Annotated in this window: 18 protein-coding genes and 1 pseudogene; 14 read left to right on the top strand and 5 right to left on the bottom strand. The window is 64.6% G+C overall.

What is annotated here, in order from left to right; genetic code table 11:
- Positions 1 to 80 precede the first annotated feature (80 nt).
- Positions 81 to 782, bottom strand: a complete 702-nt coding sequence (locus tag AC07PQ_RS22360) for an aspartate/glutamate racemase family protein (RefSeq protein ID WP_007930259.1) — start codon at positions 780 to 782, stop codon at positions 81 to 83.
- A gap of 79 nt (positions 783 to 861) precedes the next feature.
- Here AC07PQ_RS22360 and AC07PQ_RS22355 point away from each other — a divergent pair, with 79 nt between their 5' ends.
- Both AC07PQ_RS22355 and AC07PQ_RS22350 read left to right on the top strand, forming a co-directional pair.
- Positions 862 to 1,668 (top strand): helix-turn-helix domain-containing protein, encoded by an 807-nt coding sequence (locus AC07PQ_RS22355; RefSeq protein WP_493186183.1) that lies wholly within the window; start codon positions 862 to 864, stop codon positions 1,666 to 1,668.
- Between the two features lie 68 nt (positions 1,669 to 1,736).
- Complete coding sequence (locus AC07PQ_RS22350; RefSeq protein WP_007930256.1) at positions 1,737 to 2,228, top strand: hypothetical protein; 492 nt, start codon at positions 1,737 to 1,739, stop codon at positions 2,226 to 2,228.
- A 10-nt stretch (positions 2,229 to 2,238) separates the two neighbouring features.
- On the opposite strand, the gene AC07PQ_RS22345 is transcribed toward AC07PQ_RS22350, so the two are convergent.
- From AC07PQ_RS22345 to ccoN, 4 genes are all read right to left on the bottom strand, one after another.
- The gene (locus AC07PQ_RS22345; protein WP_007930255.1) at positions 2,239 to 2,634 is read right to left on the bottom strand and encodes a hypothetical protein; all 396 of its coding nucleotides are present in this window, start codon (positions 2,632 to 2,634) and stop codon (positions 2,239 to 2,241) included.
- 20 nt (positions 2,635 to 2,654) lie between these two features.
- Positions 2,655 to 3,800, bottom strand: a complete 1,146-nt coding sequence (locus AC07PQ_RS22340; RefSeq protein WP_493186184.1) for a hypothetical protein — start codon at positions 3,798 to 3,800, stop codon at positions 2,655 to 2,657.
- 204 nt (positions 3,801 to 4,004) lie between these two features.
- Positions 4,005 to 4,232 (bottom strand): hypothetical protein, encoded by a 228-nt coding sequence (locus AC07PQ_RS22335; RefSeq protein ID WP_007930252.1) that lies wholly within the window; start codon positions 4,230 to 4,232, stop codon positions 4,005 to 4,007.
- A gap of 73 nt (positions 4,233 to 4,305) precedes the next feature.
- Entirely contained in the window at positions 4,306 to 5,733 is a 1,428-nt protein-coding gene (gene ccoN, locus AC07PQ_RS22330) for a cytochrome-c oxidase, cbb3-type subunit I (RefSeq protein ID WP_037035619.1), read from the bottom strand.
- A gap of 490 nt (positions 5,734 to 6,223) precedes the next feature.
- Between ccoN and AC07PQ_RS22325 the strand changes: the two genes are divergently transcribed.
- The 12 genes and pseudogenes from AC07PQ_RS22325 (at position 6,224) to AC07PQ_RS22270 (ending at position 24,667) form a co-directional block, all read left to right on the top strand.
- Positions 6,224 to 7,897 carry a nitrite/sulfite reductase gene (locus tag AC07PQ_RS22325; protein WP_493186185.1) on the top strand — a complete coding sequence of 558 codons (1,674 nt, stop codon included), beginning with the start codon at positions 6,224 to 6,226 and terminating at the stop codon, positions 7,895 to 7,897.
- 75 nt (positions 7,898 to 7,972) lie between these two features.
- A complete protein-coding gene (locus AC07PQ_RS22320; RefSeq protein ID WP_007927667.1) occupies positions 7,973 to 8,467 on the top strand; it encodes a DUF934 domain-containing protein in 495 nt (164 codons plus the stop codon).
- Positions 8,468 to 8,702: 235 nt separating this feature from the next.
- Positions 8,703 to 9,668 (top strand): hypothetical protein, encoded by a 966-nt coding sequence (locus tag AC07PQ_RS22315; RefSeq protein ID WP_007927666.1) that lies wholly within the window; start codon positions 8,703 to 8,705, stop codon positions 9,666 to 9,668.
- A 189-nt stretch (positions 9,669 to 9,857) separates the two neighbouring features.
- Entirely contained in the window at positions 9,858 to 10,529 is a 672-nt protein-coding gene (locus AC07PQ_RS22310) for a DUF3313 domain-containing protein (protein WP_007927665.1), read from the top strand.
- Between the two features lie 379 nt (positions 10,530 to 10,908).
- Positions 10,909 to 11,132, top strand: a pseudogene (locus tag AC07PQ_RS22305) (polyketide cyclase); the annotation flags it as partial.
- Positions 11,133 to 11,376: 244 nt separating this feature from the next.
- On the top strand, positions 11,377 to 11,877 hold the full coding sequence (gene tpx, locus AC07PQ_RS22300; protein ID WP_493186186.1) for a thiol peroxidase: 501 nt from the start codon (positions 11,377 to 11,379) through the stop codon (positions 11,875 to 11,877).
- Between the two features lie 175 nt (positions 11,878 to 12,052).
- Complete coding sequence (locus tag AC07PQ_RS22295; protein ID WP_007927662.1) at positions 12,053 to 13,369, top strand: MdtA/MuxA family multidrug efflux RND transporter periplasmic adaptor subunit; 1,317 nt, start codon at positions 12,053 to 12,055, stop codon at positions 13,367 to 13,369.
- Positions 13,366 to 16,470 (top strand): MdtB/MuxB family multidrug efflux RND transporter permease subunit, encoded by a 3,105-nt coding sequence (locus AC07PQ_RS22290; RefSeq protein WP_493186187.1) that lies wholly within the window; start codon positions 13,366 to 13,368, stop codon positions 16,468 to 16,470. Before AC07PQ_RS22295 ends, AC07PQ_RS22290 begins: the two co-directional genes overlap by 4 nt.
- Positions 16,467 to 19,574 carry an efflux RND transporter permease subunit gene (locus AC07PQ_RS22285; RefSeq protein ID WP_493186188.1) on the top strand — a complete coding sequence of 1,036 codons (3,108 nt, stop codon included), beginning with the start codon at positions 16,467 to 16,469 and terminating at the stop codon, positions 19,572 to 19,574. The genes AC07PQ_RS22290 and AC07PQ_RS22285 overlap by 4 nt, the downstream gene beginning before the upstream one ends.
- Entirely contained in the window at positions 19,571 to 21,049 is a 1,479-nt protein-coding gene (locus tag AC07PQ_RS22280; RefSeq protein ID WP_007927657.1) for an efflux transporter outer membrane subunit, read from the top strand. The genes AC07PQ_RS22285 and AC07PQ_RS22280 overlap by 4 nt, the downstream gene beginning before the upstream one ends.
- Positions 21,050 to 21,430: 381 nt before the next feature.
- Positions 21,431 to 23,509 (top strand): putative bifunctional diguanylate cyclase/phosphodiesterase, encoded by a 2,079-nt coding sequence (locus AC07PQ_RS22275; protein WP_493186189.1) that lies wholly within the window; start codon positions 21,431 to 21,433, stop codon positions 23,507 to 23,509.
- A gap of 411 nt (positions 23,510 to 23,920) precedes the next feature.
- Positions 23,921 to 24,667, top strand: a complete 747-nt coding sequence (locus AC07PQ_RS22270; RefSeq protein ID WP_007930965.1) for an SDR family oxidoreductase — start codon at positions 23,921 to 23,923, stop codon at positions 24,665 to 24,667.
- Positions 24,668 to 24,910: the final 243 nt, after the last annotated feature.

Here is a 24,910-nt window from a genome sequence, read left to right as displayed (position 1 = left end):
GGCGTGGCGATCTTCCGGGCGCCAGAGGTCCTACGACCAGCGTGGCCCGGACCATCGCAGCCTGCGGCAGCGGCTACAGATCATGTCTCTTGATCGCCCAGGGCAAACGCCACCGCCGCCCGCGCATGCAGCTCGGTGGTGTCCAGCAGCGGCAGGGGGCTGTGTTCGGGCTTGAGCAGCAGGCCGATCTCGGTGCAGCCGAGGATGATGGCCTGGGCGCCGCGCTCCATCAGGGCCTGGATCACCTGCTGGTAGCGCTGGCGCGAGGCCTCGCTGATGACGCCCACGCACAGCTCGTCGTAGATGATCCGGTGCACGGCCTGGCGGTCCGTGGCGTCCGGCACCAGCACCTTGAGGCCGCGATCGACCAGGCGCTGCTTGAGGAAATCCTGTTCCATGGTGAAGGCCGTGCCCAGCAGGCCCACGCTGAGGGTGCCGGCCTCGAGGGCGGCTTCGGCGGTCGGGTCGGCGATGTGCAGGAAGGGCACCGAGAGTACGGCCTGAATCTCGTCGGCGACCTTGTGCATGGTGTTGGTACAGAGCACCACGCATTCGGCGCCACCGGCCTCCAGGCGGCGCGCCGCATCCACCAGGATCCCGGCCGCGAGGTCCCAGCGCCCGGCGTGCTGGGCCTGTTCGACAGGCCCGAAGTCGACGCTGTACATTAGCAACCGCGCCGAACGCAGCGGCCCGAGACGGTCCCGTACCTGTTGGTTGATAAGGCGGTAATACTCGGCGCTGGACTCCCAGCTCATGCCGCCGATAAGGCCGATGGTGCGCATACACAGCTCCTGTTGCTGACAAACCTGAATGCCGAGAGTGTCCCGTGACGCAGCCCCGCGATCTATCAAGAAATTTCACATGCCCGGCGTGCTGAGCAACAAAGTCCAGGATCACGGGCTGCTGCGCTGCGAACTGCTGGGCGGCACGCTCGACCTGCAATTGCTGCCGCGCGCGGCCTACAGTGCGCGCGATCCGCTGCAGTGGCAAAGCCTCGGTGTGAGCCTGGAGCGCCAGCAGGGCGTGCATGCCATCGGCAGCGACCGGCGCGAGGATTTCGACAGCTGGCCGGGGACCCTGGCCTTGACCCCGGCCGGGATCGAGGTGTTTTCCGAGTCGCCCCAGGGCGGTGAATACCTGCTGCTGCGCTGGCTGGCCGACCCCCAGGCCCTGGGCATCGCCCGCGGTTCGCGACGCCTGCAACGGCCCGGACACGCCCGGGCCCTGGCGCTGGGACGCCAGGCGCGGCGGCTGTTGCTGGAACCCGCCGGCGATCCGTTGGCCCTGGAACAATGCGCCCTGCAGTTCGCCGGCCTGGCCGCCCTCGACCCAGCGCTGGTCAAGGCCGCCAGGCGCACCGAGTTCGGCCGGGTGCTGACGCTGATCGAGCAGCAGTACGCCGAGCCCCTGTCGCTCGGTGAACTGGCGGCCTGCACCGGGCGCAACGAACTGCGTTTTCTGCGCGACTTTACCCGCGCCATCGGCATGACGCCCCATGCCTGGCTGGTCGAAGTCCGGGTGCAGGCGGCGCGCCGGCTGATCGAACGCAGCGACCTGCCGCTCGCCGCCATCGCCCTGGAAACCGGCTTCGCCCACCAGTCCCATATGGGCAGCGCCTTTCGCAAGGTCCTCGGCCTGACCCCCAGCCAGTACCGCGCAGGTTTTTAGTCATACGCCGCCATCCCCATCTGCCATGCTCAAGGTCCGCAACCGCGGTTTCTCGAAGAGGCATGAACATGGACGACGTACGGCAACTGGGCGAGATGCTTCGGCGCTATGCAGAAAGCGAAGCCCACAAGAAACAACTGTTCGAAAGCCAGAAGGTGCTCTGGGCGAGCCGTATCACCGAGCTGTTCGAGCATATCCAGCAGTGGCTGGCACCGGTGCTGATGCCGGACCTGCTGGCCTTGAGCCGGGAACCCTACCTGGCCTTCAGCCCCAGCGTCCCGGTGAAAACCTCGACCTTCAAGACCGAGAAACTGACCATCGTCATCGCCGGCAAACCGGTGGAGTTCGTGCCCGATGTGATGGGCGCCGCCGGGCAGATTTCCCTGGCGGTCATGGGCCTGACCGCCGCGCGTTACGGCAGCGTGTCCCTGGTGGGCTTAGCCGACGGCAGCTGGCAATGGCGCCAGGCCAACGGCCTGAAGGAGTCCGACGTCTTTACCTTCGACGGCAACTTCCTGGCGTCGCAGCTGCAGGCGCTGATTCCCCGGGAGCGTGGGTGAGGGCCCGGGATCAGGGCTGCGCAGCTTCCAGCACCTTGAGTTGATAGGTCCTCTGTGCTTCCTGCCCTGTGCATTGAGTACCGTAGCTGCTGGTATACGCGTTGATGGTATAGGTGCCCGGTGTCAGCGGTTTACCGGTGATCAGCGCGTAATGGGTTCTTTTCTGGTAACTCAACTCCAGCCCCTCGGGTAACGGATGGTCGGGGTGAATATAAAAACCGGTCAGTGGCGTATCGGCGCCCACCACCTCCAGCTTGACGCTGAACGGCTGGCCGACGACGGCGGTGGGCAGGGTCTCTGGCTGCATCGTGAGATCCGGGCGGGTATAGCAGCCCGGAAGAAATCCCAGCCCACAACCGCTGAGCATGAGTGAAAGACCAATAGATGAAATCAGTGCGCGCTTCATGGGAGTTTCCTGGGAGCTGTTCAAGGGATCTTGCTGAACACAAGGCCGCCGTATATGTATTTGAGAATGGTCTGCAGGGTCGATCCCGCTGGGATCTGATGCAATAACTCACCCCAGGAAAAGATCATCGAGGAACTGATGGTGTCACTGGGTGCCGTGGTCGAGGTGATGGGGCCGGATAAGGTTTTCGCTGGTTGCTCCCAGGTCACCCAGTGGTTTTTCATTTGCCCTGCATTGGCTGCCAGCATCCCCGCACCGATAAGGGTCGCCATATGAGTGCCGGGGCGGATGTACTGGAACAGTTCGCTCAACTGATCCTGGTTTATATGGGACGAGAACTGGATGTTGTCGAAAAGAATCTCGGCTCCCGCTTGTTTGAACCATTTTCCGAGCCCGGCGGGCAGGGTGATCCCGGAGAACATGTCATCCGGCTCGTCATAGGCGAACAGCAGGTTTTCACTGTCGCGCAAGCAGGCCAGGGTGATCCAGTCGATAGCCCAAATGCGGTCGCCTTCTGTGCCACGGCTGAAGTTTTTCGGATTGCAGGCGCCGTGGCTCGGCTTGATGTGCAACTGCCCGATGGTGGTTTCACCCGTTTCCCATAGCTCGGTGATGGCTTTTGCGTACAGGTCGGGACGGTCCATCAGCAAGGCATAGAAGAAGGTGGCCGGACCGCAGAGGCTGGTGTCTTTCTGGTCGGGGTAGGGGCTGATTGGATGAAAACGTTTCAGGCTGCCGCCTTGCGCCTTTGCCAGGCGAGCCTCGATCTGCTCGTGAATCTTGCTCTTCTCGAACGGGTCTTGCGGGGTGCCCATGGGGTGAGCCTGATCGTTGAAAATCCGCTCCTTCATAGGCGCCGCTTGAAAGTCGTCGAGAATTTTTGCTGCCGCTGCCCGCGGATCAGCGACGACCGCCGGGATGGTCGGAGCCAGTGCCGCCACGGCTGGCGCGCCAGCCAGCGCTGCGGCCTGTGGGGCAGCGGCAGGCACTAGGGCCGCTGTGGCCGCCGCCAGGTTCGGCATCGCCGACACCGCGCTGACCGGCGCCGCTGTAACGGTATCGCCAATGATCACACTGCCCGAACCGCCGACGATAATGCTGCCGTGGCTACCGGTACTGCTCTGTACCGCTGCATTACGGCCATTGATGAAGACGGTTGCCGACACCCCACCGACGATCGCCGCGCCGCAGGCGCTCTGGTCGTCGCGCCGGGCTGCGGCCAGGCCGTCGGGTCGGTTCCCCGGGCTGCTGGTTTTCCGCTCATTTTCGAAACGTCCGTGTTTAGTCAGCGGCGAAGACTAAGCGAAACCCCGGCCGCTGGCCAATCGGTTGTCCTTGGCGCGCAGTGGCGATCAGGCCGCGAGGCGGGGTCAGACCTCCATATTGCCCCAGCCGGGCCTGGCGGTTTGCGGTTCCGGCGCCACGGCGTCGATTTTCTTGCCGGTGGCCAGTTCCACCCGGCGCGCCACGTCCGGGTCGTCGGCGAAGGGGATCAGGCTGGCGTCGTCGAGGCTCTTGGCCGATTGATGGCGCAGGCAGTAGCCGATGCTGAGGTAGAGGAAGGTCACGCCGAGCAGGTCAAGGGCGAATTCGATCATCGGGGGGCTCGCTGTGCTGCAGGAGGGATGAGCGACGCGGGCCGGGTGTGGCCCGCGTCGTGCTCTTGGGCGATCAGGCGATCTGGGCGTCGCTGAGGGCCAGGCGCGGGTCGGCCACGCGCACGGTGCGCCAGGTGTTGTAGGCCATCAGCAGCATGCCGCTGAGGAAGAACACACCACCGGCGAAGCGCACGATAAAGCCCGGGTGGCTGGCCTGCAGGGCCTCGACGAAGGAGTAGGTGAGGGTGCCGTCGTCGTTGACCGCGCGCCACATCAGGCCCTGGGTGATGCCGTTGACCCACATCGAGGCGATGTACAGCACGGTGCCGATGGTCGCCAGCCAGAAGTGCAGGTTGATCAGTGGGATGCTGTGCATCTGCTCACGGCCGAAGACCTTGGGCACCATGTGGTAGATGGCGCCGAAGGTGATCATCGCCACCCAGCCCAGGGCGCCGGCGTGGACGTGGCCGATGGTCCAGTCGGTGTAGTGCGACAGGGCATTGACCGTCTTGATCGCCATCATCGGCCCCTCGAAGGTCGACATGCCGTAGAAGGCCAGGGACAGCACCAGGAAACGCAGGATCGGGTCGGTGCGCAACTTATGCCAGGCGCCCGAGAGGGTCATCATGCCGTTGATCATGCCGCCCCAGCTCGGCGCCAGGAGGATCAGCGACATGGCCATGCCCAGCGATTGCGCCCAGTCTGGCAGCGCGGTGTAGTGCAGGTGGTGCGGACCGGCCCAGATGTACAGGGTGATCAGCGCCCAGAAGTGCACGATGGACAGGCGATAGGAATACACCGGCCGCCCGACCTGCTTGGGCACGAAGTAATACATCATCCCGAGGAAACCGGTGGTCAGGAAGAAGCCCACCGCGTTATGGCCGTACCACCACTGGACCATGGCGTCGGTGGCGCCGGAATACACCGGGTAGGACTTGAACCAGTCCACCGGGATCGACAGGTGATTGACCACGTGGAGCATGGCGATCACCAGGATAAAGGCGCCGAAGAACCAGTTGCCGACGTAGATGTGTTTGGTCTTGCGCTGCACCACGGTGGTGAAGAACACGATGCCGTAGACCACCCAGACCACGGCCATCCACACCGCGCCGGAGAATTCGATTTCCGCGTATTCCTTGGTGGTGGTGTAGCCCAGCGGCAGGGTGACCAGCATGATCAGGATCACCGACTGCCAGCCCCAGAAGGTGAAGGCGGCGAGCTTGTCGGAATACAGCCGCACCTGGCAGGTGCGCTGGACCGCGTAGTAACTGGCGGCGAACTGGGCGCTGCCGGCGAAACCGAAGATCACCAGGCTGGTGTGCAGCGGGCGCAGGCGGCCGAAGCTGGTCCAGGGCAGGTCGAGGTTCATTTGCGGCCAGACCAGCTGGGAGGCGATCCACACCCCCATGGCCATGCCGATCACGCCCCAGACCACGGTGGCGATGACGAATTGGCGTACCACCTTGTAGTTGTAGGCCGGTTCCATTGTTGCTGTGCTCATGGTCAATGCTTCCACGGTTGCAAAGGCTTGCCAGGCCACCCGGCCTGGCATGCCATGCACTGTAGAAAGCACGGGCGAAACAAAACAGGCTCAGAAAAACTGCATTAATACGGATCAGATTGACCGCCTGCCAGCACAGGCCCGAGAGCTGCTGATACGGTTTTTTAGTGTTTACCTGAATCTGTAACGTCCTGAGCTGCAAGTGCATAGTCACCGCCACACCAAACCCCCCGGTTCACCCCTGGAATGCATAACCCCGTGGCCACCCTGGCCCTGTAGCCGCTGCCGAGCGCAGCGAGGCAGCGAACGAGTTGGGCGGCATCCCGACGGAGCGCTTGCAACCCGGATGGTGCGGTCTGGCTGACAGAGCGCATATACCGGTTTTGCGGCTGCCTTGCAGCCGATCGCAGCCTTGCTGCACTCGGCAGCGGCTACAGGATTACAGCGGCTTCAAGGGCGGGATCGGGGTCAGCACTGATGAGGCCGTGACATGTATCACTATGACGAGTACGACCGGGCCCTGGTCTTTGAACGGGTGGCGCAGTTTCGCGATCAGGTCGAACGCTTCATGGCCGGCGAGCTGAGCGAAGAGGAGTTCCTGCCGCTGCGCCTGCAGAACGGCCTGTACATGCAGAAGCACGCCTACATGCTGCGGGTGGCCATTCCCTACGGCACCCTCAGTGCACGGCAGATGCGCACCCTGGCCAGCATCGCCCGCGACTACGACCGCGGCTACGGCCACTTCACCACCCGGCAGAACATGCAGTTCAACTGGATCGAGCTGGCCCAGGTGCCGGACATCCTCGAACGCCTGGCCAATGTCGAGATGCATGCGATCCAGACCTCCGGCAACTGCGTGCGTAACATCACCACCGAAGCCTTCGCCGGGGTGGCCGCCGACGAGCTGATGGACCCGCGGCCCCTGGCGGAGATCCTGCGCCAGTGGTCGACCATCAACCCGGAATTCCTGTTCCTGCCGCGCAAGTTCAAGATCGCCATCTGCTCGGCCCGCCAGGACCGGGCGGCAATCATGATGCATGACATCGGCCTGTACCTGTACCGCGACTGGCGCGGGCAGATGCTGCTGCGGGTGATGGTCGGCGGCGGCCTGGGGCGCACGCCGATCCTCAGCCAGCAGATCCGCGACGGCCTGCCGTGGCAGCACCTGCTGTCCTACGTCGAGGCGGTGTTGCGGGTGTATAACCGCCACGGCCGGCGCGACAACAAGTACAAGGCGCGGATCAAGATCCTGGTCAAGGCCCTGGGTATCGAGGCCTTCGCCAAAGAGGTGGAGGAGGAGTGGCAGCACCTCAAGGACGGCCCGGCGCAACTGACCGAGGCCGAATACCAGCGGGTCGCCAGTGCCTTTGTGCCGCCGCTCTACGAGCGCCAGCCGGTCACCGATCTCGACTACGGCAGCCGCCTGGCCGAGGAGCCGGCTTTCGAGCGCTGGGTGGCGCATAACGTCAAGCCGCACAAGGTGCCGGGCTACGCCAGCGTGGTTCTGTCGACCAAGCCCGGCAGCGCCTCGCCGCCCGGAGACGTGACGGCGGCGCAGATGGAGGCGGTGGCCGAGTGGTCCGAGGCCTTCGGCTTTGGCGAGATCCGTATCGCCCACGAACAGAACATCGTCCTGCCGGACGTGCCCAAGACCGCGTTGCATGAACTGTGGCGGCTGGCCGGCGAACAGGGCCTGGGCTGCGCCAACGTCGGCCTGCTGACCGACATCATCGCCTGTCCCGGCGGCGACTTCTGCGCCCTGGCCAACGCCAAGTCGATCCCCATCGCCCAGGCGATCCAGGCGCGTTTCGACAACCTCGACTACCTGCACGACCTGGGCGACATCAGCCTGAACATCTCCGGCTGCATGAACGCTTGCGGCCATCACCACATCGGCAATATCGGCATCCTCGGCGTCGATAAGAACGGCAGCGAGTGGTACCAGATCACCCTCGGCGGCGCCCAGGGCAAGCACAGCGCGCTGGGCAAGGTCATCGGCCCGTCGTTCAGCGCCGAGCAAGTGCCGGGGGTGATCGAACGCATCATCGCCACCTTCGTGCGTTACCGGGAGAGCGAAGAGCTGTTCGTCGATACCGTGCAACGCATCGGCCTGGAGCCGTTCAAGGAGCGGGTCTATCCGAAAGTGCTGGAGATGCAGCCATGAGCCAGCAGCGCGAGCGTGCAATAGAAAGCACAGCCGTGAGCGAGGAATTACAGCCATGAGCGAGAGACTAAAACCATGAATAATCTGCTGCGTCTGCAAGATGGCCAGGCCGGGCGGGTCGAGGACGATCCCTGGAGCCTGGTGCGCGAGGTGGACGGCCCGCTGCCCCAGGGTCCGTTGATTCTGCCGCTGGCCCGCTGGCTGATCCGCCGCATCGAGCACGAGCCGGCGCGGGACGGGGTCTGGCTCGGTCCGGACGACGAGGTGGAAAGCCTGCGACCCTGGCTCAAGCTGATCCCGCTGATCGCCCTGGACTTTCCCAGCTTCCGTGACGGCCGTGCCTACAGCCAGGCCTACTTGCTGCGCACCCGGCTGGGCTGGATGGGCGAATTGCGGGCGGTGGGCGATGTGCTGCGCGACCAGCTCAGCCATATGCGCCAATGCGGTTTTGACAGCTTTGCCATCCGCGAAGACAAATGCGCCGACGACGCCCTCAAGGGGCTGGCGGGCATGAGCGTGCTCTACGGGCGCTCGGCGATCGAGCCGCGGCCGCTGTTCCGGCGCCGCTGAGATCCGCCGCCGCTGAAGAGCAGCGCTGCCCGGGCCGGCGCTTCGATCGATGCTCACAGTCGCCCGGGAACAGGGCAGGCAACGGCCATTGTCTGGTCGCCAGGGGGATTTGTCCTTGGGTCGATGATGGCGCTTTGGTAGAGTCGCACCTCTTATGAAGGAGCCAGGGATTGGCGTCCGGCGATCAGTCGCCGGCGTGCCTGGCATGGGCCATCCATGGAAGAGAGTCGCGGCTGTGAGCGTTGCTAAAAAGATACTCGGGTTGTTTTCGTTGTTGCTGCTCCTGACCCTGTGGGTCGGCTATTTCTATGTGTACCAGGATGCCCGCAGCGGGCGCCTCGGCGACCCTCTCGACAGCTACGGCTGGTGCGGCCCTGCCGCGGATTCGGCGCATTCCTTCAAGCGCGACTACCTGCTGCTCAGGGTCACCAACAGCACCCAGGGCGAGTTCAAGGTCTCGGGGGAGGTCAACGTTTCGGAGCGCACCTACAACCGCTACGAGCTGGGCCGCTACCCGCTGAAACTGCGCCTGGAACCCTTGCAGTCCACCTACAGCATGCCGCCGTTGTTCTTTGAAGAGGTCAAGGTCAAGCCCTTGAACCGCAACTTCAGTTCGCCGCACAAGAATGCCTACGCCGACCTGGAGAGCCGGCCGATCCGGGTCAACGGCGAGTCCAGCCGGTTTCCCTTCGAGGTCTACCGTTACGGCTACAAGCCGGTGCTGTACATCCTCAAGGGCAACGAGCAGGTCGACCTGCCGTTCAAGCGCATCACCACGCAGCTGAACCTGTCCAACACCTTTACCCCGACCCGCCTGTACAACCCGGCGGACTACATCGCCGAGCAGAACAGCCTGGTCCAGCCCGGCGACTATCCCGCCTACGGCGCCAGCGAGTGCGCCTTCAGCATCGAGCGCAAAGGCTCGTTCAAGATCATCGTGCTGCTGTTATTGCTGGTGCTGTGCCTGCCGCTGTTGATGGTGCTGTACCGCGACGAGCCGACCATCGACTTTCTTGCTACCTTGCTGGGCGTGGCGGCGGTGCGGGTATTCCTGGTCGGGCCGTTGCAGGACTACCAGTTGTACGGCATCGACTTCGTATTTGGCGCCGTGATCATCCTGGCCGGGACCTTTTCCCTGCTCAAGGCCATGCGCATCAATGCCTTGCGCGAGGCGGCGGCAAGGCGCGGAACGACTTGGTAACGGACAGGCTGGTAACGGGCTGGGGCGAGGTGCGGCTTTGACGCCGCACCCGTCTGTTCGATTCAACAAGAATTCTCTGGCTTGCTTTGGCGATTAATCCGCTTTTGCTGTGCTGATATGCCCGCTATTGGCTATACCTACACTTCCTAAAACCAGCAGCGCTTCCGGATTTCTGACAGGAGTTACCCTATGAAGCTCGCATCAATGATGAGCACGCTGTGCCTGGCCTCCCTAGGGTTGGTGGGCTGTTCCAGCAACGTCACCCAACCCGACGAGTACTCCGGTTTTCTCGGAGACTACAGCCAGCTCAAGGAAGCCAAGTCGCCGTCCGGCGTCGAGGTGATGCGCTGGGTCGATCCCAAGCTGGACCTGAAGCAGTACCGCAGCGTCTATATCGAGCCCACCCAGTTCTACCCCAAGCCGCAGCCGACGGTGAAGATCCCGCAGAACACCTTGTACGGCATCAACCGCTATTACGACGAGGCGCTCAAGCGCGAGATCGGCAAGGACTTGCCGCTAGCCACCGCGCCGGGGCCGGGGGTGATTGTGGTGCGCGCGGCGATCACGGCCGTGAGCAGCAAGACCGAAGGCCTGAAGCCTTACGAAATCATTCCCATCGCCCTGGTGGCGGCGGCGGTGAGCACGGCCAGCGGCATCCGCGACCAGGAAACCACCCTGGGTACCGAGGCGCAGTTCATCGACGGCGGCAACAACAAGGTGATCGCCCAGGTGGTGCGCAAGGGCAGCGGCAAGCCGCTGCAGAACGACACCCAGGTCATGCAGCCTGCGGACGTGAAAAACGTCATCGACGGCTGGGCCTCCGACCTGCATCAGTCCTTCCAGAAACTGAAAAAACAGTAGGGCCGGGGTTTCTCCCCGAGCTTTTTTGCCCACTGCGTCGGGGTCAGGGCGAATACCTGACCCCTTCACTGAGCAGTTCCGGCAGTCAATCAAGAACACAGGTTTCGCTGGCGAGGCGAGGGCGCCAGGCCTGCTGACGGCATCGTCCGTGACAGGTTTTCACATCCGCGGCAGGGCGGCGTGCTCCAGAATCGAGTGGCAGCGGAGTTTCAGGCTGCGCCTTCTGGTTCATGTGAATTGTGATTATTTCCATGTTTTTATAGTGGTTAAGTTAAAATGATTTGTTAAGTTAAATAAATTCAATAAAAACAGGTTATTATAGACTATTTGTGATGTTTTTAATTAAGTTTTGTTGAGATTTTCAAGAGAATTTTCCAGCATGCCTGTGCTCGAACGCACGACTTTCATTGCCGGTCGCAGCCCGGCCCGGGTGCTGGATTTCTGTCTTGAAGGCGCCAACTTCCCGAAGATCTTTCCCGAACGCATCACCCCCTTGCGGGCGTGGATATCAATGACCTGCGGATCAGCGTCGGGCGCCAGTTCAGCTTTCGCCACTGGATGTGGAGGGTCATACCGGTGACATGGACGGTGGTTATACGTGAGCAGGCTGCGATCGACCGCAACGCGGGCACGGGGTGCCGATATCGCCGAAGGCCTGCGGCAGCGGCTACAGTGTTTTCGCGTTCCGCCGGTGTTTCAACGGCCTCCAGAGTTGCGCTCCGCTCTCGGGGCTTGTTCTACAATTTGTATCCCGGGCATAGGTGGCCGGGCCATTTCATGTTTAACTTCCGGCCTCTCGATTTTCTTTACAGCTGTTCAATGACAATCGTTTAAAAGGACTCCGTTCATGGCTCAAGTCACCCTTAAAGGCAACCCGGTTCAAGTCAACGGCCAACTGCCACAAGCTGGCACCAAGGCGCCAGCGTTCTCCCTGGTAGGCGCCGGTCTGGCCGACATCACCCTGAGCAGCTTTGCCGGCAAGCGCAAAGTGCTGAACATCTTCCCGAGCGTCGACACCCCGACCTGCGCCACCTCCGTGCGCAAGTTCAACGCCCAGGCCAGCGGCCTGAACAACACCGTGGTGCTGTGCATCTCGGCTGACCTGCCGTTCGCCCAGGCCCGTTTCTGCGGCGCCGAAGGCCTGGAAAACGTGCAGAACCTGTCGACCCTGCGTGGCCGCGAGTTCATCGAGAACTACGGCGTGGCCATTGCCGACGGCCCACTGGCCGGCCTGACTGCCCGCGCGGTGGTGGTACTGGACGAGAACGACACCGTGCTGCACAGCGAGCTGGTCAAGGAAATCGCTGAAGAACCGAACTACGACGCGGCCTTGGCCGTTCTGAAGTAACAGGTTTTACAATTATTCACGGCCTGGCCCTGTCCAGGCCGTTTTTATTTGTGCTTCAGTGGCTTAGCAGACACTTGCAAACGTAAGCCCAAGGTAAATTGCCGGTAAAGGCGCTTTGCTAAACACCGGCCAGTGCTTATCTTTCAGCCTTCTGAAAAAGATCCCCTCGCGCCCAATGGTTGATCACTCCATGCAATCCTCCGTTTCCCGCAACTCCCGTCGCTGGCTGCTCGGCCTGCTTGTCCTGTTGGCCATCGTCGGCCTGTGCTGGAAGTTCTGGCCGGCCTCGACCACCCCAAAGGATGCCACCGGGCAAAAGGCCGCGGCCGGACACACCGGTCGCAGCGGGTCCATGCGGCCGGGGTTTGGCGGCGCGAGCGGGCCGATCCCGGTGCGGGTGGCGCCGGCCACGCGTGGGGACTTCGCGCTGTATTACAAGGCGCTGGGCACCGTCACCGCGCTGAACACCATCAATGTGCGCAGCCGGGTGGCCGGTGAGCTGGTCAAGGTGGCGTTCGAGGAAGGGCAGATGGTCAAGGCCGGCGACCTGCTGGCGGAAATCGACCCGCGGCCTTACCAGAACGCCTTGCTCCAGGCCGAAGGCACGCTGTTGCAGAACCAGGCGCAACTGAAGAACGCCCAGGTCGACTACGAGCGTTATCGCGGCCTGTATGCCCAGGACAGTATCGCCAAGCAGACCCTGGACACCGCCGCGGCGCTGGTCGGCCAGTACCAGGGTACGGTCAAGACCAACCAGGCGGCGGTCAACGACGCCAAGCTCAACCTCGAATTCACCAAGATCCGCGCGCCGATCACCGGCCGCGTCGGCCTGCGCCAGCTGGACGTCGGCAACCTGGTGGCGGCCAACGACACCACCGCGCTGGCGATCATCACCCAGACCCAGCCGATCAGCGTGGCCTTCACCCTGCCGGAGAACAACCTGAGCAGGGTGCTGGAGCGTTATCGCAGCGGCGCCAGGCTGCCGGTGGAAGCCTGGGACCGCGGCGACCAGGCGCTGCAGGCCAGCGGCGTGCTGCAAAGCCTCGACAACCAGATCGACACCACCACCGGCACCCTGAAGTTCAAGGCGCGCTACGAGAACCGCGACCAGGCGCTGTTCCCCAACCAGTTCGTCAACGTGCGCGTGCTTGCCGACACCCTGAAAAACGTGGTGCTGGCGCCGTCGGCGGCGATCCAGTTTGGCACCAACGGCACCTTCGTCTATGCCCTGGACGGCGCCAACAAGGTCAAGATCCGCCAGCTGCAGGTCGGCGACAGCAACGGCGATTCCACCGTGATCAAGGCCGGCCTGGAAGCCGGCGACCGCGTGGTGCTGGAAGGCACCGACCGCCTCAAGGACGGCAGTGAAGTGGAAGTGGTCAACACCACCGAAGAAGTGCCGGCCACCCCGACCCAGCACCTGCAGGGCAAGCCGGCCAGTTCGGCGACCACGCCGGCCACCGAGACGCCGGCGGGCAAGGTCGGCGCATGAATATCTCGCGGCTGTTCATCCTCCGCCCGGTAGCCACCACCCTGAGCATGTTGGCCATTGTCCTGGCCGGCCTGATCGCCTATCGCCTGTTGCCGGTCTCGGCGTTGCCCCAGGTCGATTACCCGACCATCCGGGTGATGACCCTGTACCCCGGCGCCAGCCCCGACGTGATGACCAGCGCGGTCACCGCGCCCCTGGAGCGCCAGTTCGGGCAGATGCCCGGCCTGACCCAGATGGCCTCCACCAGCTCCGGCGGCGCCTCGGTGCTGACCCTGCGCTTCAACCTCGACATCAATATGGATGTCGCCGAGCAGCAGGTGCAGGCGGCGATCAACGCCGCGACCAACCTGTTGCCCAGCGACCTGCCGGCGCCGCCGGTGTACAACAAGGTCAACCCGGCGGACACCCCGGTGCTGACCCTGGCCATCACCTCCAAGACCATGCTGCTGCCCAAGCTCAACGACCTGGTCGATACCCGCATGGCGCAGAAGATCGCGCAGATCAGCGGCGTCGGCATGGTCAGCATCGCCGGCGGCCAGCGCCAGGCGGTACGGATCAAGGTCAACCCCGAGGCCCTGGCGGCCAACGGCCTCAACCTGTCGGACGTGCGCACCCTGATCGGCGCCTCCAACGTCAACCAGCCCAAGGGCAACTTCGACGGCCCGACCCGGGTGTCGATGCTCGACGCCAACGACCAGCTGACCTCGCCCAAGGATTACGCCGAGCTGATCCTGGCCTACAAGAATGGCGCGCCGCTGCGCCTGAAAGACGTCGCGCAGATCGCCGGCGGCGCCGAGAACGAACGTCTGGCGGCCTGGGCCAATGAGAACCAGGCGGTGCTGCTGAATATCCAGCGCCAGCCCGGGGCCAACGTGATCGAGGTGGTGGACCGGATCAAGGCGCTGCTGCCGAGCATCACCGACAACCTGCCGGCGGGCCTTGACGTCACCGTGCTCACCGACCGCACCCAGACCATCCGCGCCTCGGTCACCGATGTGCAGCACGAATTGCTGATCGCCATCGCCCTGGTGGTGATGGTGACCTTCCTGTTCCTGCGCCGGGCCAGCGCCACGGTGATCCCGTCGATCGCCGTGCCGCTGTCGCTGATCGGCACCTTCGGCGTGATGTACCTGGCGGGCTTCTCGGTCAACAACCTGACCCTGATGGCCCTGACCATCGCCACCGGCTTCGTGGTCGACGACGCCATCGTGATGCTGGAGAACATCTCGCGCTTCATTGAGGAGGGCGACAGCCCGATGCAGGCTGCGCTCAAGGGCGCCAAGCAGATCGGCTTCACCCTGGTGTCGCTGACCCTGTCGCTGATCGCCGTATTGATCCCGCTGCTGTTCATGGCCGACGTGGTCGGGCGGCTGTTCCGCGAATTCGCCATCACCCTGGCGGTGGCGATCCTGATTTCCCTGGTGGTGTCCCTGACCCTGACGCCGATGATGTGCGCGCGCCTGCTCAAGCGTGAGCCCAAGGAGGAAGAGCAGGGGCGGTTCTACCGTGCCAGCGGCGCCTGGATCGATTGGCTGATCGCCAGCTACGGGCGCCGCTTGCAGTGGGTGCTCAAGCATCAGCCGCTGACCCTGCTGGTGGCCGTCGGCACCCTGGCACTGACCGTGTTCCTGTATATGGTGGTGCCCAAGGGCTTCTTCCCGGTGCAGGACACCGGGGTGATCCAGGGCATTTCCGAAGCGCCGCAGTCGGTGTCCTTCGCCGCCATGAGCCAGCGTCAGCAGGACCTGGCGAAAATCATCCTGGCCGACCCGGCGGTGCAAAGCCTGTCGTCCTATATCGGGGTCGACGGCGACAACGCCACCCTCAACAGTGGCCGGCTGCTGATCAACCTCAAGCCGCACCGCGAACGCGACCTCAGCGCCGCCGAGGTGATCGCGCGCATCCAGCCCCAGGTCGACCAGTTGGTGGGTATCCGCCTGTTCATGCAGCCGGTGCAGGACTTGACCATCGAGGACCGGGTCAGCCGCACCCAGTACCAGTTCAGCCTGTCGTCGCCGGATGCCGACCTGCTGGCCCTGTGGAGCGGGCGCCTGGTGGATGCCCTGACCCACAGGCCGGAGCTGACCGACGTCGCCAGCGACCTGCAGGACAAGGGTTTGCAGGTGTACCTGGTGATCGACCGCGACGCCGCTTCGCGCATCGGCGTCTCGGTGTCGAACATCACCGACGCGCTGTACGACGCCTTCGGCCAGCGGCAGATTTCCACCATCTACACCCAGGCCAGCCAGTACCGCGTGGTGTTGCAGGCCCAGGCCGGGGAAACCATCGGCCCGCAGGCGCTGGAACAGATCCATGTGAAAACCACCGACGGCGGCCAGGTGCGGCTGTCGAGCCTGGCCCGGGTCGAGGAGCGCCAGGCGCAACTGGCCATCGCCCATATCGGCCAGTTCCCGGCGGTGATGATGTCGTTCAACCTGGCGCCCGGCGTGGCCCTGGGCGAGGCGGTGAACGTCATCGAACAGGTGCAGCAGGACATCGGCATGCCGGTGGGCGTGCAGACCCAGTTCCAGGGCGCGGCCCAGGCGTTCCAGGCCTCGCTGTCGAGCACCTTGCTGCTGATCCTGGCGGCGGTGGTGACCATGTACATCGTGCTCGGGGTGCTCTACGAGAGCTACATCCACCCGATCACCATCCTCTCCACGCTGCCGTCGGCGGCGGTGGGTGCCTTGCTGGCGCTGATCCTCAGCGGCAACGACCTGGGCATGATCGCGATCATCGGCATCATCCTGCTGATTGGCATCGTCAAGAAGAACGCGATCATGATGATCGACTTCGCCCTCGACGCCGAACGCAACCAGGGCATGGCCCCGGAGCAGGCGATCTACCAGGCGGCGCTCCTGCGTTTCCGGCCGATCCTGATGACCACCCTGGCCGCGCTGTTCGGCGCCGTGCCGCTGATGCTGGCCACCGGTTCCGGCGCCGAACTGCGCCAGCCCCTGGGCCTGGTGATGGTCGGTGGCCTGTTGCTGAGCCAGATCCTGACCCTGTTCACCACACCGGTGATCTACCTGTACTTCGACCGCCTGGGCCGGCGCTGGCGTTCGGCGCCTGAGCCCGCGGAGCCGGTAGAGCAGCCATGAACCTGTCCGGACCCTTTATCCGCCGGCCGGTGGCCACCATGTTGCTGAGCCTGGCGATCATGCTCCTGGGCGGTGTCAGCTTCGGCCTGCTGCCGGTATCGCCGCTGCCGCAGATGGACTTCCCGGTGATCGTGGTCCAGGCCAGCCTGCCGGGGGCCAGCCCCGAGGTGATGGCGTCCACCGTGGCCACGCCCCTGGAGCGTTCCTTCGGCGCAATCGCCGGGGTCAACACCATGAGCAGCCGCTCCAGCCAGGGTTCGACCCGGGTCATCCTGCAATTCGACCTGGACCGCGACATCAACGGCGCGGCGCGGGAAGTGCAGGCGGCGATCAACGCCTCGCGCAACCTGCTGCCCAGCGGCATGCGCAGCATGCCCACCTACAAGAAGGTCAACCCGTCCCAGGCGCCGATCATGGTGCTGTCGCTGACCTCCGATGTGCTGGAGAAGGGCCAGCTCTACGACCTGGCCTCGACCATCCTGTCCCAGAGCCTGTCCCAGGTGTCCGGGGTGGGCGAGGTGCAGATCGGCGGTAGTTCGCTGCCGGCGGTGCGCATCGAGCTCGAGCCGCAGTTGCTCAACCAGTACGGCGTGGCCCTCGACGATGTGCGCAAGACCATCGCCGAGGCCAACGTGCGCCGGCCCAAGGGCTCGGTGGAGAACAGCGAGCAGATGTGGCAGGTGCAGGCCAACGACCAGCTGGAGAAGGCCAAGGATTACGAGCCGCTGATCATCCACTACAAGGACGGCGCGGCCCTGCGCCTGAAAGACGTGGCCAAGGTCAGCGACGGCGTCGAGGACCGCTACAACAGCGGCTTCTTTAACGACGACGCGGCGGTGCTGCTGGTGATCAACCGCCAGGCCGGGGCCAACATCATCGAGACGGTCAACGAGATCAAGGCGCAACTGCCGGCGTTGCAGGCGGTGCTGCCGGCCAGCGTCAAGCTCAACCTGGCGATGGACCGTTCGCCGGTGATCAAGGCCACCCTGCATGAGGCCGAGATGACCCTGCTGATCGCCGTGGCCCTGGTGATCCTGGTGGTCTACCTGTTCCTCGGCAATCTGCGCGCCTCGCTGATCCCGACCCTGGCGGTGCCGGTGTCGCTGGTGGGCACCTTCGCGGTGATGTACCTGTACGGTTTTTCCCTGAACAACCTGTCGCTGATGGCGCTGATTCTCGCCACCGGGCTGGTGGTGGACGACGCCATCGTGGTGCTGGAGAACATTTCCCGGCACATCGACGAAGGCATCGCGCCGATCAAGGCGGCCTACCTGGGAGCCAAGGAAGTCGGCTTCACCCTGTTGTCGATGAACGTCTCGCTGGTGGCGGTGTTCCTGTCGATCCTGTTCATGGGCAGGATCATTCAAAGCCTGTTCCGCGAATTTTCCATCACCCTGGCGGCGGCCATAGTCGTATCCCTGGTGGTGTCCCTGACCCTGACCCCGATGCTCTGCGCCCGCTGGCTCAAGCCCCATGTGCCGGGCCGGGAGAACGGCCTGCAGCGCTGGAGCCAGCACGCCAACGACTGGATGGTGGCCAGATACGCCAGCAGCCTGGACTGGGTGCTGCGCCACAAGCGCCTGACCCTGCTCAGCCTGTTCGTGACCATCGGCGTCAACATCGCGCTGTACGTGGTGGTGCCCAAGACCTTCATGCCGCAGCAGGACACCGGCCAGTTGATCGGTTTCGTGCGTGGCGACGACGGCCTGTCGTTCACCGTGATGCAGCCGAAGATGGAGATCTTCCGCCGCGAAGTGCTCAAGGACCCGGCGGTGGAGAGCGTGGCCGGTTTCATCGGTGGCAATAACGGCACCAACAACGCCTTCATGCTGGTGCGCCTCAAGCCGATCAAGGAACGCAACATGTCCGCGCAGAAGGTCATCGAGCGCCTGCGCAAGGAAATGCCCAAGGTGCCCGGGGCCCAGCTGATGCTGATGGCCGACCAGGACCTGCAGTTCGGCGGCGGTCGCGAGCAGACCACCTCGCAGTATTCCTACATCATCCAGAGCGGCGACCTGGGCGCGCTGCGCGAGTGGTACCCGAAAGTGGTCACCGCGCTGCGCGCCTTGCCGGAGCTGACCGCGATCGACGCCCGCGAGGGGCAGGGCGCCCAGCAGGTGACCCTGGTGGTCGACCGCGACCAGGCCAAGCGCCTGGGGATCGACATGAACATGGTCACCGCGGTGCTCAACAACGCCTACAGCCAGCGGCAGATTTCCACTATCTACGACAGCCTTAACCAGTATCAGGTGGTGATGGAGGTCAACCCGAAATACGCCCAGGACCCGGTCACCCTCAACCAGGTGCAGGTGATCACCGCCGATGGCGCGCGGGTGCCGCTGTCGACCATCGCCCACTACGAAAACAGCCTGGAAGACGACCGGGTCAGCCACGAAGGCCAGTTCGCCTCGGAAAGCATTTCCTTCGACATGGCCGAAGGGGTGACGGTGGAGCAGGGCACGGCGGCCATCGAACGGGCGATCGCCAAGGTCGGCATGCCCGAAGACGTGATCGTCAAGATGGCCGGCACCGCCGATGCCTTCGCCGCGACCCAGAAGAGCCAGCCGTTCATGATCCTCGGCGCGTTGCTGGCGGTGTACCTGGTGCTGGGCGTGCTCTATGAAAGCTACATTCACCCGCTGACCATTCTCTCCACGCTGCCGTCGGCCGGGGTCGGCGCCTTGCTGTCGATCTATGTGCTGGGCGGCGAGTTCAGCCTGATCTCACTGCTGGGCTTGTTCCTGCTGATCGGCGTGGTGAAGAAAAACGCCATCCTGATGATCGACCTGGCGTTGCAGCTGGAGCGTCACCAGGGCCTGGGCCCGCTGGAGTCGATCCGCAGCGCCTGCCTGCTGCGCCTGCGGCCGATCCTGATGACCACCCTGGCGGCGATCCTCGGCGCCTTGCCGTTGCTGCTCGGCAGCGCCGAAGGCGCGGAAATGCGCCAGCCCCTGGGCCTGACCATTATCGGCGGCCTGGTCTTCAGCCAGGTCCTGACCCTCTACACCACCCCGGTGGTCTACCTCTATCTCGATCGCCTGCGCCATAAGTTCAACCACTGGCGTGGGGTCCGTACCGATGCCGCTCTGGAAACGCCGCTATGACTGACTGCTCGCCCCGCAACCTTCCTCAGCGCCTGGCCCTGGCCCGCGGTTCGCGGCTGTTGAGCCTGAGCTTGAGCCTGGCGCTGCTCAGCGCCTGCGCCATTGGCCCGGACTATCAGCGCCCGCAAGTTGCCGAGCCCGCGCAATACAAGGAAGCGGCGGGCTGGCGCCAGGCCAGCCCCAGCGATTCCCTGGCCCGCGGCGCCTGGTGGGAGCTGTACGGCGACCGCCAGCTCAACGGCCTGATCGACAAGCTCAACAGCGCCAACCAGAGCGTGGCGCAGTCCGAGGCCCAGTACCGCCAGGCCCAGGCCCTGGTGCGCAGCGCCCGTGGCTCGCTGTTCCCCACGGTGGACCTGAGTGCCGGCAAAACCCGCGCCAGCCAGGGCACCGGCAGCAGCAGTTCGGCCCTGAGCAGCTCCTCCAGCGGCATTCGCGACACCTACAACACCCAGCTTGGAGTGAGCTGGGAGGCCGATGTCTGGGGCAAGCTGCGCCGCGGCCTGGAAGCCAACGAAGCCAGCGCCGAGGCCAGCTTCGCCGACCTCGCGGCGATGCGCCTGAGCCAGCAGTCGGAGCTGGTGCAGAACTACCTGCAACTGCGGGTCATGGACCAGCAGAAGCGCCTGCTCGAAGCCACGGTGGCGGCCTACCAGCGCTCGCTGACCATGACCGAGAACCAGTACCGCGCCGGCGTCTCCGGCAAGGACGCGGTGGCCCAGGCGCAAACCCAGCTGAAAACCACCCAGGCCGACCTGATCGACCTGATCTGGCAGCGCGCCCAGCTGGAAAACGCCATCGCGGTGCTGATCGGCCTGCCGCCGGCCGAGTTCAGCCTGGCCGAGACCCAGGACATCCCGGCCTTGCCCCAGGTGCCGCTGAGCCTGCCGTCGCAGCTGCTGGAACGGCGCCCGGACATCGCCTCGGCCGAGCGTTCGGTGATCGCCGCCAACGCCAATATCGGCGTGGCCAAGGCTGCCTATTACCCGGACCTGACCCTGAGCCTGGCGGGCGGCTACAGCAGCAGTACCTACGCCGACTGGATCAGCCTGCCGAACCGCTTCTGGTCGGTGGGGCCGAAACTGGCCATGACCCTGTTCGACGGCGGCCAGCGTTCGGCGGAAGTCGACCGCACCGAGGCGGCCTACGACCAGACCGTGGCCAAGTACCGCCAGACCGTGCTCGACGGCTTTCGCGAGGTGGAGAACTACCTGGTGCAGCTCAAGGTCCTGGAAGACGAGGCCGCGGTGCGCCAGCAGGCCCTGGATTCGGCGCGCGAGTCGTTGCGCCTGACCGAGAACCAGTACAAGGCCGGGGTGATCGCCTACCTGGACGTGGTGGTGGTGCAGGCCACGGCGTTGAGCAACGAACGCAGCGTGCTGACCCTGCTGCAAAGCCGGCTGGTCACCAGCGTGCAACTGATCGCCGCCCTCGGCGGCGGCTGGGACGGCCAGCTGCAGGCCAGCAAGGAGTAACAGGCTGAATCCGCGATCCGCCCGGGTTTACGGTCGCTGCCTGACCTCTGTAGCCGCTGCCGAGCCCGCGAGCCCGCGAACGGTTCGCGCAGCGACCGCAAACCCTGAATCCGCGCTCTATCTGGTCTCACACCTTGTCCGCTTTGCGAGCGCTACGCGCTCGATCGCAGGCTGCGCCAGCGGCTACATCGATAGCGGCGTGCCGGTGGGGTGACAACGCTTGGCGCCGCTGCTGTAACCGGTTTGTTTTATCAACCGGCTACTTTCGTCCGACTGATGGCTTTTTGCTTACTTTGTGAGTGTGTTTCTATACGCAAGCAGTACAATTGCGCCTTTTTACCGCCGGGCATGGACGCTTCCGGCTAACGCCACGAGACGTTCATGCTCATCGGTACCTACTCTCCCGCCCTGGTTCTGATTTCCCTGTTTGTGGCGATTCTCGCCTCTTACACTGCGCTCGACCTGACCGGTCGCATCGCCACCACGCGTGGTCGGGCGGCGTTGCTGTGGATGGCCGGAGGCGCCCTGGCCATGGGCATCGGGGTGTGGTCGATGCACTTTATCGGCATGCTCGCCTTCAGCCTGCCCATCGACCTGGGCTACGACACTGGCATCACCGCGCTGTCGCTGCTGATTTCCGTGCTGTCCTGCGGTTTCGCCCTGTGGCTGGTGAGCCAGCAGAGCCTGCCGCTCTGGCAGCTGGCCTTCGGCGCGCTGATCATGGGCGCCGGGATCAGCGCCATGCATTACACCGGCATGGCGGCGATGCGCATGCAGCCGGGCATCGACTACGACCTGAGCCTGTTCGGCGCCTCGCTGCTGATTGCCGTCGGCGCCTCGGCCGCGGCGCTGTGGATCGCCTTTCACCTGCGCCGTAATACCCCTTATGTACGCCTGGCCCGTTGTGGGGCCGCGGTGGTGATGGGCATCGCCATTGTCGGCATGCACTACACCGGCATGGCCGCGGCGCGCTTCGCCGACGGCAGTTTCTGTGGCGCGGCGGTGGACGGCCTGAGCGGCAAGGGCCTGGACAACCTGGTGCTGATCACCACCCTGGCGGTGCTGGTCATTGCCTTGTTGACTTCGGTACTCGACGCGCGCCTGGAAGCGCGCACCGCGGTGCTGGCCGAGTCGCTGACCGTGGCCAACCGCGAGCTGACCCAACTGGCGCTGCACGACACCCTGACCGGCCTGCCGAACCGCACGCTGCTGGCCGATCGTATCGACCAGGCGATGCAGCGGGTGACGGAGCAGGGCGGTTGTTTCGCGCTGATGTTCATCGACCTGGACGGCTTCAAGCCGGTCAACGATGCCTTCGGCCATCACATGGGCGACCAGTTGCTGCGCGAGGTGGCGGTGCGCCTGCGCGAAGACCTGCGCAGCCAGGACACCCTGGCGCGGATCGGCGGCGACGAGTTCGTGCTGCTGGTGCAACTGAACGAGGCGGACGATGCCTTGCGCCTGGCCGCGCGCCAGGTGGGCCTGATCGGCCAGGCGTTCCGGGTCGCCGAACACGAGTTGCAGATCTCCGCCAGCGTCGGCATCGCGGTGTACCCGGGCAACGGCCTGACGCCCCAGGAACTGCTGATGAACGCCGATGCGGCGATGTATCACGCCAAGGGCACCGGCAAGAACGGCTACAGCTTCTTCGACGCCTCGATGAACAGCGACGCGCGCCGGCAACTGCAACTGTTGCAGGACCTGCGCCATGCCGTCGAGCACGGCGAGTTCCGGCTCTATTACCAGCCCAAGTTCGATGCCACCAACGGCTTGCCGGTGGGCGCCGAAGCCTTGTTGCGCTGGGAGCATCCGCAACTGGGGCTGCTGCTGCCGGACACGTTCATTGACCTTGCGGAAAAGACCGGGCTGATCATCCCCATCGGCGAGTGGGTGCTCAACGAGGCCTGCCGGCAGATGCGCGAGTGGTACAGCGAAGGTTATGAGGGCTGGCGGATCGCGGTGAATATCTCCGCGTTGCAGTTCTGCCATGCCGGGCTGGTCGACAGCGTGGCCAAGGCGCTGAGCCTGCACCGCTTGCCGGCCAACAGCCTGACCCTGGAGATTACCGAGACCACGGCCATGAGTGATGCCGATGCCAGCATGACTGTGCTCAAGCAACTGGCGGAGATGGGCGTGGACCTGTCCATCGACGACTTCGGTACCGGTTATTCGAGCCTGATGTACCTCAAGCGCCTGCCGGCCAACGAGTTGAAGATCGACCGCGGCTTCGTCCGCGACCTGGAGCACGACAGCGACGACGCGGCGATCGTCTCGGCCATCGTCGCCCTGGGCCGGGCCCTGGGCTTGCGGATCGTCGCCGAGGGCGTGGAAACCGACATGCAGCAGACCTTCCTGACCCAGTTGGGCTGCGATTCGCTGCAAGGCTATTTCCTCGGCCATCCGCTGCCGGCCGCACGGTTCATGCAGAACATCCATCAGGCCGAACAGCTGGCGCTCTGAGCGCGTCGAACGCCTGCCTGCTTCGCAGGTTCGCAGCCTTCGGCAGCGGCTACAGCGCGTCTGTAGGAGCGAGGCTTGCCCGCGATGACGATGGACCAGACGGTAGAAAATCCCAAGACCGTGCTACCGCAATAACATCACGGCCATGCCGGCCGATCGCAGCCTGCGGCAGCGGCTACATCGATCGCGTTTTAGCCAACTCCTGTAGCCGCTGCCGAGCCTGCGAGGCTGCGTCCGGTCTGGGCGGCATTCCGACGCAGCGAGCACAAACCCCAAGCCCGCGATCTGCCTGGATAGACACGCCGACCGGCGATCAGCCAGGGGGCGGATGACGGCCCCGAGAAGGTTTGCAACGCTCGCCGCAGGGTGTTTAATTGCTGGCGTTCAAAGATCAGCGAGGGAGTTGGCAGCATGGACAAAGTCATCCTCATCACCGGTGGCGGCCGCGGTATTGGCGCGGCCACCGCGCTGCTGGCCGCGCAACAGGGCTATCGCATCTGCATCAACTACCAGGCCGACGAACAGGCGGCCTTCCAGGTGCTGGAGCAGGTACGCGGCCTGGGCGCCCAGGCGATTGCCGTGCGGGCCGATGTCAGCATCGAGGACGAAGTGATCGCCCTCTACCAACGGGTCGACGCCGAACTGGGGCGGGTCACCGCGCTGGTGAACAACGCCGGGACCGTCGGGCAGAAGTCGCGGCTCGACGAAATGTCCGAATTCCGCATTCTCAAGATCCTCAAGACCAACGTGCTCGGGCCGATCCTCTGCGCCAAGCACGCGGTGCTGCGCATGTCGCCAAGGCATGGCGGGCAGGGCGGCAGCATCGTCAATGTGTCCTCGGTCGCCGCCCGCCTGGGCGCGCCCGGCGAGTACATCGACTACGCCGCCTCCAAGGGGGCGCTGGACACCTTCACCATCGGCCTGTCCAAGGAAGTCGCCGGCGAAGGCATCCGCGTCAACGGCGTGCGCCCGGGCTACATCTACACCGACTTCCATGCCCTGAGCGGCGACGCCGACCGCGTCAGCAAGCTGGAATCCGCCATCCCCATGGGCCGCGGCGGCCGCCCGGACGAGGTGGCGGAGGCGATCATCTGGCTGCTGTCGGACAAGGCCTCGTATTCCACCGGGACCTTTATCGACCTGGGCGGCGGCCGCTGAGAGCCTCACGCGTGTAGCCGCTGCCGAGCCCGCGAGGCTGCGATCGACTGCGCAGCAGTCGCAAGGCCGGACAGCGCGCCTGTCCAGACAAATCGCAAGTTCAGGATTTGCGGTCGCTATGTTGGAGTGCCGCCCAAACCGATTGCAGCCTCGCAAGCTCGGCAGCGGCTACAGGGGAGCGCGATCGGTGTAGCCGCTGCCGCAGGCTGCGATCGGCCCGGAACGGGACATGCTCTTGAGGCC

It is taken from the genome of Pseudomonas sp. GW821-FHT09E12, assembly GCF_059416085.1.
Note: the sequence above shows the minus strand (reverse complement) of the source record. Positions and strands in the feature narration are given on the sequence as shown.